The sequence below is a fragment of the Desulfobacula sp. genome (assembly GCF_021107415.1).
In genome coordinates this window covers 1-16,551 of the sequence record NZ_JAIOSW010000320.1, presented here as the reverse complement: position 1 = coordinate 16,551, position 16,551 = coordinate 1, and the positions used below count along the sequence as shown (strand labels likewise).

Annotated in this window: 13 protein-coding genes and 1 pseudogene; 8 read left to right on the top strand and 6 right to left on the bottom strand. The window is 39.9% G+C overall.

Annotated elements, in window-relative coordinates; genetic code table 11:
- From K8S13_RS16455 to K8S13_RS16440, 4 genes and pseudogenes are all read left to right on the top strand, one after another.
- Positions 1–515, top strand: a pseudogene (locus K8S13_RS16455) (HD family phosphohydrolase); the annotation flags it as partial.
- Entirely contained in the window at positions 412–876 is a 465-nt protein-coding gene (ybeY, locus tag K8S13_RS16450; RefSeq protein WP_291464166.1) for an rRNA maturation RNase YbeY, read from the top strand. The pseudogene K8S13_RS16455 and the gene ybeY, both read left to right, overlap by 104 nt.
- A 20-nt stretch (positions 877–896) precedes the next feature.
- Complete coding sequence (locus tag K8S13_RS16445; protein ID WP_291464165.1) at positions 897–1,616, top strand: pyridoxine 5'-phosphate synthase; 720 nt, start codon at positions 897–899, stop codon at positions 1,614–1,616.
- A 68-nt stretch (positions 1,617–1,684) separates the two neighbouring features.
- Positions 1,685–2,677, top strand: a complete 993-nt coding sequence (locus tag K8S13_RS16440) for a response regulator (RefSeq protein ID WP_291464163.1) — start codon at positions 1,685–1,687, stop codon at positions 2,675–2,677.
- Between the two features lie 4 nt (positions 2,678–2,681).
- On the opposite strand, the gene K8S13_RS16435 is transcribed toward K8S13_RS16440, so the two are convergent.
- Entirely contained in the window at positions 2,682–3,542 is an 861-nt protein-coding gene (locus K8S13_RS16435; RefSeq protein ID WP_291464161.1) for an HAD family hydrolase, read from the bottom strand.
- 89 nt (positions 3,543–3,631) lie between these two features.
- Between K8S13_RS16435 and K8S13_RS16430 the strand changes: the two genes are divergently transcribed.
- Positions 3,632–4,516 carry an alpha/beta hydrolase gene (locus K8S13_RS16430; protein ID WP_291464159.1) on the top strand — a complete coding sequence of 295 codons (885 nt, stop codon included), beginning with the start codon at positions 3,632–3,634 and terminating at the stop codon, positions 4,514–4,516.
- A 15-nt stretch (positions 4,517–4,531) separates the two neighbouring features.
- Here the strand turns inward: K8S13_RS16430 and K8S13_RS16425 are convergent, their stop codons facing one another.
- Positions 4,532–4,924, bottom strand: a complete 393-nt coding sequence (locus tag K8S13_RS16425; RefSeq protein ID WP_291464157.1) for a response regulator — start codon at positions 4,922–4,924, stop codon at positions 4,532–4,534.
- 144 nt (positions 4,925–5,068) lie between these two features.
- Between K8S13_RS16425 and K8S13_RS16420 the strand changes: the two genes are divergently transcribed.
- Positions 5,069–6,073 carry a D-cysteine desulfhydrase gene (locus K8S13_RS16420; RefSeq protein WP_291464155.1) on the top strand — a complete coding sequence of 335 codons (1,005 nt, stop codon included), beginning with the start codon at positions 5,069–5,071 and terminating at the stop codon, positions 6,071–6,073.
- 75 nt (positions 6,074–6,148) lie between these two features.
- Positions 6,149–6,871, top strand: a complete 723-nt coding sequence (locus tag K8S13_RS16415) for an amino acid racemase (protein ID WP_291464154.1) — start codon at positions 6,149–6,151, stop codon at positions 6,869–6,871.
- Between the two features lie 2 nt (positions 6,872–6,873).
- On the opposite strand, the gene K8S13_RS16410 is transcribed toward K8S13_RS16415, so the two are convergent.
- Entirely contained in the window at positions 6,874–8,367 is a 1,494-nt protein-coding gene (locus K8S13_RS16410; RefSeq protein ID WP_291464152.1) for a 30S ribosomal protein S1, read from the bottom strand.
- A gap of 154 nt (positions 8,368–8,521) precedes the next feature.
- On the opposite strand from K8S13_RS16410, the gene K8S13_RS16405 reads away from it, so the two are divergent.
- Positions 8,522–10,282 (top strand): flagellar assembly protein A, encoded by a 1,761-nt coding sequence (locus tag K8S13_RS16405; RefSeq protein WP_291464150.1) that lies wholly within the window; start codon positions 8,522–8,524, stop codon positions 10,280–10,282.
- 25 nt (positions 10,283–10,307) lie between these two features.
- Here K8S13_RS16405 and K8S13_RS16400 read toward each other — a convergent pair whose 3' ends face one another.
- The 3 genes from K8S13_RS16400 to K8S13_RS25740 form a co-directional block, all read right to left on the bottom strand.
- Complete coding sequence (locus tag K8S13_RS16400) at positions 10,308–14,555, bottom strand: acyl-CoA dehydratase activase (protein ID WP_291464148.1); 4,248 nt, start codon at positions 14,553–14,555, stop codon at positions 10,308–10,310.
- Positions 14,556–14,653: 98 nt separating this feature from the next.
- Entirely contained in the window at positions 14,654–16,477 is a 1,824-nt protein-coding gene (gene uvrC / locus K8S13_RS16395) for an excinuclease ABC subunit UvrC (protein WP_291464146.1), read from the bottom strand.
- A 5-nt stretch (positions 16,478–16,482) separates the two neighbouring features.
- The coding region (locus tag K8S13_RS25740) for a UvrB/UvrC motif-containing protein (RefSeq protein ID WP_367172682.1) at positions 16,483–16,551 on the bottom strand (69 nt) is incomplete at its 5' end.

Sequence of the window (16,551 nt, the reverse complement as noted above, 5' to 3'; positions counted from 1 at the left end):
TTGAAGGGATTATTCAACATCATGGTACATCCCTGATCAAATATTTATATCAAAAAAGCTTAAAAAGCGGTAATGACACAGTAAATGAAGCAGATTTCAGATATCCTGGACCCAAACCCCAGACAAGAGAAGCCGGTATGGTCATGCTGGCAGATGTTGTTGAAGCGGCTGTCAGAGCATTAGAACGTCCTACACCTGCAAGAATCCAGGGCCGGGTCAAGGAACTGATTAATGATATTTTTGCAGACGGTCAGCTGGAAGAATGTGAACTGACCTTAAAAGATCTTCACCAGATTGCAAAAAGCTTTAATAATATTTTAACCAGTATTTATCACAGCCGGATAGAATACCCGGATAAAGCATCAGGGAAATCATCGGGGAAATCCCCGGGGAAAAATCAGGAAAAAAGAAATGGGACATCTAAAGATACTGATCAACAATCAGCAAAAAAAGAAAATTCCAACGGACACAATCCACAAAAAGACAAAACAGATCTTAAACGCCTTGGGTTGTGATGCCCATGAAATATCCATTGTGATTACAGATGATGATCAGATTCAACAGCTCAACAAGACATACCGCAAGAAAAACAAACCGACAAATGTTTTGGCATTCCCCATGCAGGAAGGCCGGTTTTCTGATATAACACCTGGTCTTTTAGGAGATGTTGTCATCTCTTGTGAAACAGCTCAACAAGAGGCGGATGAGGCAAATATCGTTCTTTTAGAAAGAATGTCTCAGCTTCTGATCCATGGTATCCTGCATTTGATGGGGTTTGATCACGAAACAAGTCCGAAGGATGCCCAAAAGATGGAAGACAAAAGCCTTGAACTATTAAGAAGAATTGAAACCAATAAAGAGTTGAATGTATTCTAAGTAATGGAGGAGTAAAACAAATGGCTCAACTGGCTGTGAATGTAGATCATGTGGCAACGTTAAGGAACGCCCGGGGCGTCAACTATCCAGAACCGGTTGCGGCCGCTGTTGCGGCCGAGACTGCAGGAGCGGACGGAATCGTTGTTCATTTAAGAGAAGACCGCCGCCATATAAACGAGAGAGATGTCAGGCTGTTAAGAAAAATCGTACAATCAAAACTCATACTGGAAATGGCTGCGACAAGTGAAATGTTAGGAATTGCACTTGATATCAAACCGGAATGTGTCACCCTTGTTCCTGAAAAAAGAGAGGAGTTAACCACAGAAGGGGGCCTGGACCTGATTACCCATCAAAACCATGTCAGGGAAGCTGTGGCGACTTTAAAAAACGCGGGAATTGATGTCTGTATTTTTATTGACCCGGATCTTGACCAAATTAAAGTTGCCCATAAAATTGATGCAGATATGATTGAAATCCATACCGGCGCTTTTTGCGATGCAACGACAAGTGGTCAAAAGCAGAGAGAATTTTTTAGAATCGTTGATGCTGCAAAAATCGGAACCAAGTTAAAACTTGAGGTAAACGCGGGCCACGGAATCTGTTATAACACGATTAAAACGTTTAAGGGACTTGCTGAAATCAGCGAATTCAGTATCGGGCACAGTATTATTGCAAGAGCAATATTAACCGGTATGGACCAGGCTGTCAGAGATATGAAACAATTGATTTCGGCACTTTGATATTGTAAAAAAGCATGGTATAATAAAAAAATATTAATGCTAAAAATTTTTAATTTCCAAAAAGGGTCATGACACATCAGAAAACCATACTGATCATTGATGATGAAATCTCCATACGAGATAGCCTGGCTTTATTTTTTAAGGATGAAGATTATGTTGTTTTTACTGCAGAAGATGGTAAAAGCGGCCTGAATATTTTTTTCAATGAAGAAATTGATATTGTCCTCACTGATTTAAGAATGCCGAAAAAGGATGGGATTGAGGTCATGCAAACCATCCACAAAACCAGACCGGATACACCAATGATCGTGGTGTCAGGGGCTGGAAAAAAAGAAGATATTATCAAGGCCCTGCGCATGGGGGCCAAAGATTATATCACAAAGCCCCTTGCTGACCTTGATATGATCGGTCATACTGTAAAGCAGGCCCTTGAGAATAGCCGTTTAAACAAAGAAAATAAGCAATATCGAAAGCAACTTGAAAAAAGTGAATACCAGTACAGAACCATTACGGAAAATATTGCCGAGGGTGTTTTTACTGTGGATAAATTTGAAAATTTCACATATACCAACCAGGCCTTTTGTACCATGATTGGGTTTTCAAGTGATAAAATATTGCAAAAAAATATTAAAGACTTATCTACTGAAGATAGTTTTGACATCATCCAGCAACAGACTCTGACCCGGAAAAAAGGATTTACCGGCAGATATGAAATACAAATAATTGATAAAGATATGAAGACTGTCCATGTGGAATTGGCCTGCAGTCCTATATTTAGCGATGACAATCAATATGAGGGGGCCATTGCTGTGGTCCGGGATATCACAAAAATCATCGAACTTAGAAAAAACTTTCAAAAATTTCTCACCCAAAAAGATATTGTATCAAATGATGTACTCCCCATCTGTGCAAACTGTAAAAGCATAAGGATAAAAAATAACGATTGGATACAAATCGAAGCTTATTTCAAAGATATTGTATTCTCCCACGGAATCTGCCCGACATGCTGTGACAAATTATATCCGGAATTTGATTTCTCGGAGCTGGATACAAAATCCTAAGTAGTTAATCTATCCATCCTGCCTCTTTTACAGCCTGTGACACACCGCATTGATTGTTGGAAGACACAGTCTTAAATAGTTGTTTGAGACTGTCAGGCGCATTTTCCACGACAAATCCTTTTCCCGACCAGGCCAGAAGATCCTGGTCATTATAATCATTTCCCACTGAAATAATATTGTCCCGGCTGACACCCAGTCTTTTAACGAGCCAGGAAGCAGATTTAGCTTTAGATACATCTTTATGAAAGACTTCTATCCATGATGAGCGATAATCAAGAGGGGAAGTAGCATGGATCACACTGAAACAGGATAAGTCTTTTTTTATTGTCTCAATGGAATCCATATCTGCTCCACCCGGTACAACGGCCAATACTTCAGTGGCGGAATTACAATGGGTATGTCCCTCCTCCAAAGGCAATGCATATTCCTTATAGAGCGCCAGCCGGGCATGAAAATCAGGATTATGTTTCCCATGAAATTTATATAAAAAATGCCGGGTATCAGGTATGGATTTATGTACCATATAATCAAACTTTCGACGGTCAAAATACCGGGTTATCTTTGGAATATCCAAAGAGAGCACAGCTTTTTGGAAAATCACCTTACCGCCCGGAAATTCCATGATACCGGCACCGGTGGAAAAAATGACGTAATCAACGGGCAAACAATTATCCCCCTGGCCCATGCCTATGACCTTCAACGCTTTCTCAAACGAGTATACGGACCGGCCGGTTGCAATAACGGTCACTATTTTTTTTAGTCTTAATGTCTCAAGGGTTCTGACATCTTCATGGGCGATGGTTTTGTCATCTTTTAACAAAGTTCCATCAAAATCAGTGATAAAAAGTTTCTTTTCCATTTCCATGGTTTTTCCATAAAAAATATTTGGTTTCTCACCAAACTGTGATACCTCTTTTTAAATGGATAAACAACATGGTTTTTTTTATGAGTAAAATGACTGCATACATATTATCAGCTATTTTCAAACAATTAAGATCACGACCCACCTTTGAATCTGTTGGTATTGAGCAATACAGAATGCTTCTTGAAAAAAGCGCACTTGCCTTTAAACCCGATAAATCCATCAAAATTGAGCCGTTTTATATCAACACCATTGAGGCCCAATGGCTGTTGCCTTTACACCATAATGAAAAAAGAATCATCATGTATATCCATGGCGGGGGATATATTGCCGGATCCATAAATTCCCACAAAGATCTTGCATCACGAATAGCGATTGCTTCTGATGCAAAAATTTTAATTTTCAACTATAGGCTGGCCCCTGAACATCCCTTTCCCAAAGGCCTTACAGATGTGATAGCTGTGTATCAATGGCTGACAAATAATTTGCCGGATACCCACAGCATAAGCCTTGTTGCAGATTCTGCAGGGGCAGGCTTTGCCCTTGTTCTGTTATCCAGACTGCTGATGGAAGCACGCCCTTTGCCGGTATGCTCTGTATTCATCTCACCCTGGATTGATCTTGAATGCCAAAATAAATCCCATGTTGAAAACCAGGAAAAAGACCCCATGCTCAGTCAAAGTATCTTAAAGAATACAGCTCGTCTTTATACTGACAAAGACTTATCTAACCCTATGATATCCCCTATCAACAGCAAATTTTCAGGAATCTCTCCCATCCTGATTCAAACCGGTGAACATGAAGTTCTGGTTGACGACTCAAAAATCCTGTCAAAAAAATTAAATGAGGCAGGTGCAACGGTCCAGCTGGAAATCTGGGAAGAGATGTTTCATGTATGGCACTATTTTGCAAAATATCTTTCCGAGGGGAAACAGGCCATTAAACAAATTGGTAATTTTATTAAAAAATATTCCTGAAACTAAACCAGAAACTTAAAAAGCTTCTTTATCCAGAACATCCCTGACAACCTTCAACATATCTTCCATACCCATGGGTTTCATCATGATTTTTTCAAGTTCAAGACCATTTATGGCCTCTGGATCAAGGGAAATACCCGTACACATAATGATGGGAATCTTAGGATTTATCTGGTGTATTTTTCTGGCAAGTTGATCGCCAGTCATTTCAGGCATGGTGTAATCAGTAATCACCAGATCAAATTTATCCGGGTTCTGTTCAAACAATTCAAATGCTTGCCTGGAACTGGTCATGGATTCAACCACATAACCGAAATCTTCAAGCATTTCCTTTCCAACCTCTGCAAGATAGACTTCATCATCTACAAAAAGAATGGTTTCACTACCCTTTGAAATTAACTCGTCCATTATTTTCCCTTACTCTTATGATACAAGATACCTTAAACTTAGCAGTATTCATTTAAATAGACAAGAAAAGTTGATTTTAAATTTTAAAAATATAATTATCAATATAGTACGAGCCATAAAAAATAACTTTAGAAAGGACAAGCTATGAACTTTACTAAATTTCCCAGGAGAAAATATCTTCAGGGCCCAACCCCAATCGAATCTTTACCTGCTTTAAGCAAGACTATTGGTACGGATGCAAATCTTTATATCAAACGGGATGATCTTCTTCCGGGAGCTGCCGGTGGAAATAAAACCAGAAAACTTGAGTTCTGTATTGCAGATGCCCTTGACCAAGATGCGGACACGATTATTACCTGTGGTGCGGTACAGTCCAATCATGCCAGGCTGACGGCTTCCTGGTCTGCCAAAGAAGGACTTGATTGTCACCTCATCCTTGAAGAACGTGTAAAAGGGTCTTATAAAGAGGATGGAAGTGGAAACAATTTTCTTTTTGAGCTCCTTGGTGTGAAAAGCATTGATGTTGTTGAAGGCGGTTCAGATATGACGGCCCAAATGAACAAAAAAGCTGACAAGCTTATTGCAGCTGGTAAAAAACCCTATATTATTCCCGGTGGCGCTTCCAATTCAATTGGTGCCATGGGATATGCGGTTTGTGCAGAAGAAACCATGGGACAACTCAATGAAATGCACCTTGATATTGACCACATTGTTGTTCCTTCTGGTTCTGCCGGAACCCATGCCGGAATGGTGGTGGGTATGACAGGTGTGAACGGCATCATTCCCATCAGCGGCGTTAATGTTTCCAGAGCCAAAGATGTTCAGGAAAAAATTGTATACGAACTGGCCATAGAAACAGCTGAAAAACTTGGTATAAAAAACGGTATAGCCCGGGAAGATATTGTCTGCTTTGATCAGTATGTCGGGCCTGGCTACTCCCTTCCAACAGATTCCATGGTCGAGGCAGTAAAACTTTTTGCCAAAACCGAGGCGATTCTCCTTGACCCTGTATATTCCGGTAAGGCTGCCGCCGGACTCATTGATCTTATTCGCAAAGGCCATTTCCCAAAAGGTTCAAATGTGCTTTTCCTCCATACCGGGGGATCTCCTGCTCTGTTTGCTTATATGAATACATTCAGACAGGAATAATTATTTTTAGTAATCAATACGAAATATGAGAGCATTTCTTTGCAAAGGCTTCATATCTTCTCGGTAAGGAAAAAAATGAGAGGAAAAAAAGAAAAAATAGTTGGAATTTTAGGAGGAATGGGCCCACAGGCCACTGTGGATCTTATGCAACGTATTATTCAGCTGACAAAGGCTTTGGATGATATCGATCATATTCGATGTATTGTGGATAATAATCCCAAAATCCCATCCAGGATAAAAGCCATTATTGAAAAAAATGGAGAAGATCCCGGTCCCTGTATGGCAGATATGGCAAAACGTCTTGAAACCTGGGGGGCTGATTTTCTTGCCATTGCCTGCAATACCGCTCACTATTATTATGACACTGTCAGCCGTGCTGTAAACATTCCGGTTATTAACATGATTGACAGTGTTCTGGATCATGTAAAACAAAACCAGCCTGACTGTTCAAAAGTTGGGATTCTTGCCTCTCCAGCCATACGGATCACCCGGCTGTATGAAAAAAAATTCAACTCTGTTGATATTAAAATTGTTTATCCGGATCAAAAATATCAGGACATCCTGTTTAATGTGATAAAAGACGTTAAGGCAGGCAGCATTGGATCATCAGTTCTTGAATCGTATACTGATGTCTGTCATCATTTAAAAAACAAAGAGATTCTTACCGCTGTCATTGCCTGCACTGAATTAAGCGCACTGAACGCAAAGACATCTTTAAAAACCATTGATGCTGCCCAGATTCTGGCACAGAAAATTATTGATATTGCAAAAAACAACTCTTCGCACATTGTCAGTTAAAATTATTTTTTCTTTTTCATAGCTTCCAGAAACAGGTTCTCCATGGTGCCAAGTGATTTTGATTTTGCATTGCCTGCAAATAGTTTCCAATTATCTCCCTCTTTTTGATCCGGCGATGTCAGGGTGATTCTTCTTTTATCTTCGTCAACCTCCTGGATCATCACCTGTACCGAACTGCCTGGTTTTAATTTTTCAAAGACCGAAGGGTTTGCTGCACCACTGATTTTGGATGATGGCATCAACCCTGTCACACCCGGCTCAAGATTTATGAAAAGACCGAATTTTTCTCTTTTTTCCAAGCGTCCTTCTACAATCGAGTTGACTTCATATCTCACCGAAGCACCGGTCCAGGGATCACCCAACGCATCCTTAATACTCAATGAAATCCTCTTGCTGTCCATATCAATGGATTTAATCACCACCTGGGTATTGTCTCCCACCTGAACCACATCATCGGGTCTGAGGACTCTTCTTGTATGACTCATTTCGCTGATATGAACCAGGCCGTCCACACCCGGTGCAATTTCCACAAATGCCCCAAAGGAAGCCAGCCTGACCACTCTTCCGGACACTTGATCCCCGACATTAAAAGCACTTCCCATACCGTCCCCCATGCTATCCCATGGATTGGATGATGTCTGCTTCATTGACAAAGAAATTTTAATGGTATCTGATTCTTTTGCGGATTCTATCTTTAACAGTTTCACATTCACGACATCGCCCGGTTGAATGACCTCTTCTGCCTTTTCAATACGGGACCAGGACAATTCTGAAATATGTGCCATTCCTTCAACACCCGGAATCAGTTCAATAAACGCACCGTAAGGCATCAACTTGGTGACGGTGCCCTGAACTATATCTCCTTCTTCTACTTTTTCCAGAAAAACTTTTAATTTTTCTTTTATCTCTTCATTCAGCAAATCCCGCCTTGATACAACAATATTCCTGCCTCCTTCTTCAAATCGGGTAATTAAAAAATGATGGGTCTGGCCGACATAGTCTTCCTGATTTTCCACATATTTAACATCGATCTGGCTGACAGGACAAAAAGCTCTCTTCCCCATGATGTCCACATTAAAACCCCCTTTAATCACACCAATGACCTTGCCTTCAACAGGGGTTCCATTTTGAGATGCATCATTGAGCATGGTTGCTTTTCCAGCGCCGGATAGTGCTTTAGACAATATAATTTCACTCTCACTTAATGAGACCACATAAAGCCTTACCTTGTCACCGGCTTTATACACAAATTCACCATTTTCATCCAAAAGCTCTGATTTCCCTACAACACCGTCACTTTTGGTTCCCGTATCAATATATACACTGTTACTGCCAATGGAAATGATCTCACCCTCGACCATATCTCCCTGATTCAGTTCATGACCTATTTTCGTATCATATGATTCAAAAAGCTCAGCAAAGCTCATTTCTTCCGTATTTTCGCCTTTATTATCATTGGTATTGTCATCTGCCTTATCATCAATTGGGTCTGTCATTTTTTTCTCCTGAAAACGATTTTTCTTTTTGCACTCTGTACTACCCTTTACAGACCAAAGTGTAAAGTTAAAAAAACTATTCTTTTTTGTAGAAAAAAACGATAGTATAAAATAAAAAAAGGCTGTAATTCAGGATTATTAAGGATTTGCAAATTTGAATACTATTCATCAGAATTCTTCAAAAAAGATACTTTCGCCAAGAAGGATACAGGAAAAGGCCGATATTCTTGAAACCAACCTGTTGAAATCCGTTTCAAAGCAGGAAGATCCATCTATAATGCGCATAAAAATCAACCGGACCGGCGTTCCGAATGCCGTGATTAACAAGGCGCTTCTACAGCTCATACCCAAGTTGAATATCAAACCCCGGGAATATGTTCTTGGATTAAGAGATCTATTACAAAAAGACATCCCCCCAAATAAACAGAAAAACTTTGAAAAAAACCTCACTGATACCGGCGAAATACTTTTTGATGATTTAAATATTGTCACCCGAAGCTTTAAGGCCATCGCATCAAAAAAAGAACTTGAAATAATTGTCAAAGGTATTCCTGCAATAAAGGGCATAGACGGCAGGATTGAAAAATCTTTTTTCAACCACAAACAAAGTCCGGGAAAACTTTTAAAAGACGGTGCCATTAACTTCAAGGAAATTAATAAATACCCCATTGTAAATGCTGCTGATAAACTGTTTTATATCACCCATGAAAAACAGGGAGAAAAAGGCGTTTCATTTGACGGAAAAATTATTCCGGTTGAAGATGCAAAACCCTTTATCATTCATATCGGATCAGGAGTAGAAAAAATAGATGATCCGGATGAAACAGGAAAAGTAAAAGGATATTTTTTACAATCCCAAAAAACAGGGGTAGTCATTCTTAACTGGGATGAACAAAATATTATTAACAGTATAGGGATCAGTGATGAAATTGAAGTAAAAAAACTGGACTATTCAACCGGCAACATCGGTACCCGGCATACTTGTCCGATCCATATGAAAATCGGTGTGATTTGTAATGATTTTAAGATCCGGGTTAATGGAAAGGTTGAGGCCTCCATTGTTGACGGCGGGGAAATCATTACCAATAATGAAGCTGTCATTATGAAAACCCAACCCGGCAGCACGGTAATGGCTTTAAAAGATATCATAGTTGGTTCTGCTAGCCATTCAAAAATTATTTCTGAGCGCGGAACCATTACAATAAATAAAGAGTTGATTGATTCAGAAGTCTCCTCGCCAAAGGTGATATTTAAAAAAAGTAAAGGATTGATTACCAATAATAAAATAGAAACTGAAGACCTGACACTTACCGGCTTATATTTTTCAGGAGAAAACATTATACATTTTGGAAACAACCTGTTTGTGGAAAAAGAGGAATTGATAACTTCACATGAAAAGCTGGCTGCAGAAAAATTAAAGCTGTCAGATACTGAAAAACTGCTAATGGGAAACCTGCAATTGGAACTGAAACGAATGGCAAAACTGACCTTGGCAGATCAGGACCTTGTAAAATATTTTAAACCGCTCATCATTGCCACAAAGACTATGAATTATGAAACGATTTACAGGGGAATGGACTTAATTCAAAAAAAAAACAACACTAAAGTCATCGCCAATGTCAGAAAACTATTTGAAACACTTGAAAAAATATCACAAAGCATTAAAGCATGTAAATACAGAGAGTTAACATTTAAAAAAAATATCAATGAAGTCGATCAAAGAATGGCATCAATGAAACTGACCATTAAAGGCTTTCTCAGGCGGGCGGGTATCATTAAAGTATTTTGTGGTATCTCCGGTGATAAAAAAGCGATTAAACCGGACTTTACAGCTGAGTCTGTTGATGCCGATAACACAATCATCAAAGTAACCGGAACCTATTCTCCCCACAAGGGATTTGAGTTTGTACAATAATTCAATTTTCCACTGAATCAAGATATTACAGGTGTTCGATCATAAAATGAAGCCTGTTCCGGATATTTGCTTCACTCATCCCGGCATCAAAATCCAGATAATAAAGATTCATATCAGGGTATATAGATTTAATCTTTATTTCCATACCCTTGGAAATAATATGATTTGCAATGCAGCCAAAGGGCTGCAGGCTGATGACATGATGAATACCCTGTTCGGCAAAAGTTGCAATTTCACCCGGAACAAGCCACCCTTCTCCAAATTGATTGGTCATGGTCAGTATGTTGGAGGCTTTTTGAGCAACCTGCTTTATGTCTTCAAAAGGTGAATAAAACTTAAACTTTGAAAACAGCATATTTATCTCTTTATGGTATCTGGTTATCAGCCATTCAATGGGATAACCCAAAAGATCTGTGAGTTTTCTGCGACGTATTCCTGCCTTAATATTTTCTTTATAATTCACAAGATCCTGGATAAAATAATCAACAATGGGTGGCAGAACAGGCTCAATGCCTTGCCTGATCAGCCAGTGAACCAGACCCTGATTTGCAAAATAATTATATTTTACATAGATCTCACCCACAATCCCCATTTGGGGCAATTGTCTGTTATTGACAGGAATTTCGTTAAAGGCATCAATGGCTTGTTCCAGCAGCCTGAAAATTTGGGAATAATTATTTGCAACAATACTGGTACCGACTTTTTCCATATAGTACTGCCTTAATCTTTGGCTTAGACCTTTTGTTTTCTCCCGGGGAGCCATTGCGTAATACATTTTTGCTATACAATCTGCAAACATGGTGGTCACAAACAAAATTTTGGTCTTCATCAACCAGTTGATTTGAAACCCGGGTTGATCAAATAAGCCCTGGGAAGCAGTAACAGAAATAATGGGGATATCATCAAACCCTGCTCCAATCATCGCTTTTCTGATCAACGAAAGATAATTGGATGCCCGGCATTGTCCCCCGGTCTGGGTAATACCAATGGCAATTTCATGGGCACGATAGGTATTGTTTTTCAATGCTTTAATGACATCCCCGATCACGATAATCCCGGGATAACAAATATCATTGTTAGCATATTGAAGTCCAAGATCTACAGATTGTCTATCCGGTTTTGGCAGTATTTTAAATTCATAACCTGCATTTTTAAATACTGCCGACAAATAAGGGGAATAGTCTTCTGCAAAAAACGGTGCCCAGATAGTTCTTTTTTTATCTTCCTTTTTAAAACTTAAGAAAGATTTTCGCAGGATGAGCCCGGATCTTTTTTTCAGTCTTTTTAACTTTAACGACTCCACCATTGAACGCAGTCTTAAACGGACAGATCCCGGACTTGAGATTTCATCCACTTTTACCAGGGTATGGTTTTTTTGACCGGTCTTTAAAATTTCTGTTGCCTCTTCAATGACGATGGCATCCGGGCCGCAGCCAAATGAATTAAGTTGGACCATTTGAATGTTATCCGGTTTTCGGGCTACCCATCTTGCTGCATTATAGATTCTGTTGGGATAGGACCACTGGGTTACCACCTGAACATCCTTAAGGGAATCAACATCAGGGGGAATCGCATCCTCGGTAATAATATCTGCACCAAGCCCGGTCAGTATATCAGGAATCTTGTGATTGACCAGTTCATCTAAATGATAGGGTCTGCCTGCCAGTACAATGAGAAGGGAATGATTCTTTTGGGCCTGGTCGATTATCTTGGATGCCTTGTCCCTGATATGATATCTCAATTCCTCCCGGGCCAAAAGGGCGGCATCAAATGCCTTATAAATCACTGATTTTTTAATATTAAACTGTGTTAAGTACGCCACACAGGTTTTTCTCAACAGGGTTTCATCATTAAAATTCACCACCGGCCTGTCCAGAGGGATACCAAATCTTTTTTCAGGATGGATGGAACTTTCAATCACATCGGCATAGCTGGATACAATGGGACAATTATAGGCATTCAAAGCCTGTTCATATTCTTTTTTTTCAAACATTACAATGGGATAAAAAATCCTGTCCACTTTTTTTTGGGCCAAATCATAAATATGTCCATGAACCAGTTTGGCAGGAAAGCAGATATTATCAGACATGATAGTTCCCATGCCCTTTTCACTCAAACCGACAGTAGAAGGTGATGACAGCCGGATATTGATTCTGCAACGGGTAAAAAGTGCATGCCAGAAGGGGAAATTCTCATAAAAATTAAGACATCGCGGTATCCCTATGGTCATCTTTGGGTGATCATGGGGGGAAGGATTCCGGTTAAATATCAGGTCATTCTTATACGCTAGAAAATTAAATCCCCTGGTCCTGCGTTCCCCTTTTGCAGTATAATATTTTTCACACTTATTGCCTGAAAAAAAAGATTTTCCATTGGGAAAAACAAACCGGGTAACCCTGCAATTGTTTTCACACCCCTTACAGGACATCTGGCTTGTTTTATACTTTTCAATCTCCTCAAGCCCCGGCAACCCGGGAAAACCGGTTTGTGATGCAGGATCCGCCATATAATCGTTATGGGCAACCAAAGCTGCACCAAAGGCTCCCATCAGCTCAGGTGTCTTTGAGTATTTCACGGACTTGCCCGTCATTAGCTCCAGCGCCCGGACAATAGAAGGATTTTTAAACGTCCCGCCCTGCAACACAATATGATCCCCCATTTCAGACATGTTGTGGAGTTTCAGGACTTTAAACAGACAGTTCTTGATTACAGAGTAGGACAACCCTGCACTGATATCTTCCATAGTTGCATTTTCCCGTAAGGATTGCTTTATCTTGGAATTCATAAATACCGTACACCGGGTACCCAGGTCACAGGGTGCATTAGCACTACAGGCAAGGAGTGCAAACTCTTCTATGCTGTAATTTAAAGAATTGGCGAGCGTCTCCAGAAAAGAGCCGCATCCGGAAGAACAGGCTTCATTCACCTCGATCCGGTTGATGACCCCGTGATCAATAAAAATAGCTTTCATATCCTGACCACCGATATCCAGAATAAACGAAACCTGCGGGTCAATAAACCGTGCGGCCATATAATGGGCAATGGTTTCAACAATTCCTTTATCAATATTAAACGCTGCTCTGATTAAATCCTCACCATATCCTGCTACAGTACTTCTAACAATTTTCATTTGGGGATTAAGCTCAAACACCTGTTTTCTAAAATCAATCAATCCTTCAATCACTGTCTTTACCGAATTTCCGCTATTATTTTTATACCAGGAATACAATATCTCTTTATTTTTCCCGATAACAACAATCTTTGTAGTGGTTGAGCCTGAATCAATACCGATAAAGCATTCTTTTCCCTTATAAGTTTCAATGGGGCTTGTTTGAATGGGAACTGTTCCGGCCTTTTCTTTCCAGTTCATAAAATGATGTTGACTCTTAAACAGGGGATCTATTCGATCCTTGACAGAGTCGGTATTTCTAAGTTCTCTATCCAGGTTTTTGATCAATTGCCTGACAGATATCGGCTTTGCAGGGGTTTTGTCAAACATGGCTGCCCCTATTGCCGGTATCAGTTCTGATCTTTCGGGCATCACCATATCAGCATCAGAAAAATTCAAAACCCTTAAAAAAATATTCACAAGTTCGGGCAGAAAGGTGAACACTCCGCCGCACAAAAGTATTTTAGGTTTGATATCCTTTCCCCTGGCAAGAGAATTGATGCATTGAACTGCCACCGCATGGAATATGGATGCAGCAATATCTTTGTGGGGAATATTACGGCTGAGCATATTCTGGACATCGGTTTTAGCAAACACACCGCACCGGGATGCCACAGGATAGATATGATCATGGGTTCCGGCCAGATCATTGAGTTGAAAAGGGGTGATATTCAACAAGGTTGCCATTTGATCAATAAATCTGCCTGTTCCACCTGCACAGCTTCCGTTCATCCGTATATCAGGCGGTTTATCCTTATTTAGAAAAATAATCTTTGAGTCTTCACCACCAATGTCCAAGGTAGTACTGACATCCGGATAATTATTTTTGATGACTACATTGGTGGCGATCACTTCCTGAACAAAAGGCAGATCAAGTTTTTTTGAAACCCCCAATGTTGCAGACCCGGTTAACTTCAGATCCAGGCAACAATCACCCTCCTGATCAAGGATATCCTGTAAAAATAATTTTACAGTCTCATAAATTTTTGCGTGGTGTCGCTGATAGTCTGAAAAAACAAGTGCATCATTTTGATCCAGCAGGACAATTTTCGCAGTTGTGGAGCCAATATCCAACCCTGCTTTATACACTTTTGCCTGCTCCATTTGCACACTCCCTAACTTCTATTTTTTCATCTTTATCAGTTTTATAATAAAATTCAACTTTGTTTTAAAGAAAAAAATGAGACTACGTCATGAATAAATCAATCGTTCCTATTAAGCGTGTGTATCAGTGCTTTAGCCAATGGTTTATTCATTCCGGAAAGCTTGGCGATCTCATCAATTGATGCTGCTTTCATTTTAGCAATGCCTTTAAAGTGCTTCAATAAGACCTTCTTTTTCTTTGGACCGATGCCGGGAATGGTATCAAGAACTGAAAGTTGTGCCCGTTTTTCCCGACGTTTTCTTTGGAATGTAATGGCAAACCTGTGGGCTTCATCCCTGACCTGCTGTAACAGATATAATGCTTTTTTAGCCTGGGTGGTGTTTAATGGATTAGATCTGCCTGGAATATAAATTTTATCAAATTTCTCGCCTTTTGCTTCATTCTTTTTTGCAAGACCCGCCACCAAAAACCGGTTTTCAATATTCAGATCTTTTATCACGGCCACAGCCATTCCAAGCTGACCTTTCCCTCCGTCAACCACCAAAAGATCAGGGTATGCCATTTCAGAAGGATCTTTTGAGAAACGCCGGCTAAGCACTTGATACATATAGGCATAATCATCCTGGAAATCCAGATCGCGGATAATAAATTTGCGATAACCGTTTTTATCAGGTCTTCCATCTTTAAACACCACCATGGAAGACACCGGGTCCTGTCCCGAAAGGTTGGAATTATCAAAACATTCAATCCTTGACGGCAATTTTTCCATTCCCAACAATTCCTTGAGCATCAGGATGGATGCCCGTTCCGCTTCTTCTTTAAGCAGTCTTTTTTCAAGCTCTCTTAACGCATTTATGTGGGCCATTTCAACCAGCCGTCTTTTTTCACCCCGAATAGGAATGTTAATGGTAACCTTTTTTCCCTTTTTTTCAGTAAAAAGGTGTTCCAGAAATTCACTATTTTCAATCTCTTGATTTAGAAGGATAAAAGAGGGCAAGAACAGGCTGTTCTTATAATATTGCGCCAGAAACGCTGACAAAATTTCATCCGGTTCTTTAAATCCAAGGTCAAGGGGATAATGTGCCGTGTCAATCAAATAACCGGATCGAACCGCCATGTCGACAATCACCCCCCTTCCCTTGCCTGCAGCAAAGGCAATAATATCTCTGTCTTTTAGATCCGGGCTGACCACCACCTGTTTTTCCATTATATTTTCAATGGCAACGATGGTATCCCTCATCTGGGCTGCTTTTTCATATTCCATGGATGATGAAAACACCATCATATTGGTTTTTAGCTTTTTTACCACCTGTCCTGATTTTCCCTTTAAAAACAAAATCGTATCCTGAACCTGTTTTTTATACTCTGCCGGGGAGACATCATTACAACAAGGCCCAAGGCAAGCCTTGATCTGAAAATTAAGACAGGGTCTGGACCGGTTTTTAAACTGGGTGTTTTTACATTTGCGCAGCTTAAAAATCTTTTGAATCTGTTTTAGGGTTTTATTAACACTGTGACTTGAAGAATACGGACCAAAATAGAGGGCCCTATCATTCTTTATTTTTCTGACCCTCTGAATGGCAGGATAGGTTTCATTCATATCAATTCTAAGCAGGGGATAATTCTTCCCGTCTTTAAGAATCACATTATACTTTGGGTTGTGTTCTTTGATCAGGTTTGATTCAAGGATAAAGGCTTCATGGCCTGAAGAGGTAATAATAATTTCAAAATCCTTGATCATTTCAATAAGAGCGGCTGTTTTTGGATCATAATTTTTTTTTTTAACAAGATAAGACGACAGTCTTTTTTTCAGATCTTTGGCCTTGCCAACGTAGATGATTCTGCCTTTGGCATCCTTCATCAGATAAACGCCCGGCGCATTCGGAGCCTGACGGTATTTTTCTATTATCGGACGTGTCATGGAGATTAAAACCGTTGAATATCCATTAGTTCTTTAATTTTATCCCTGTATTCTGCCGCTTTTTCAAATTCAAG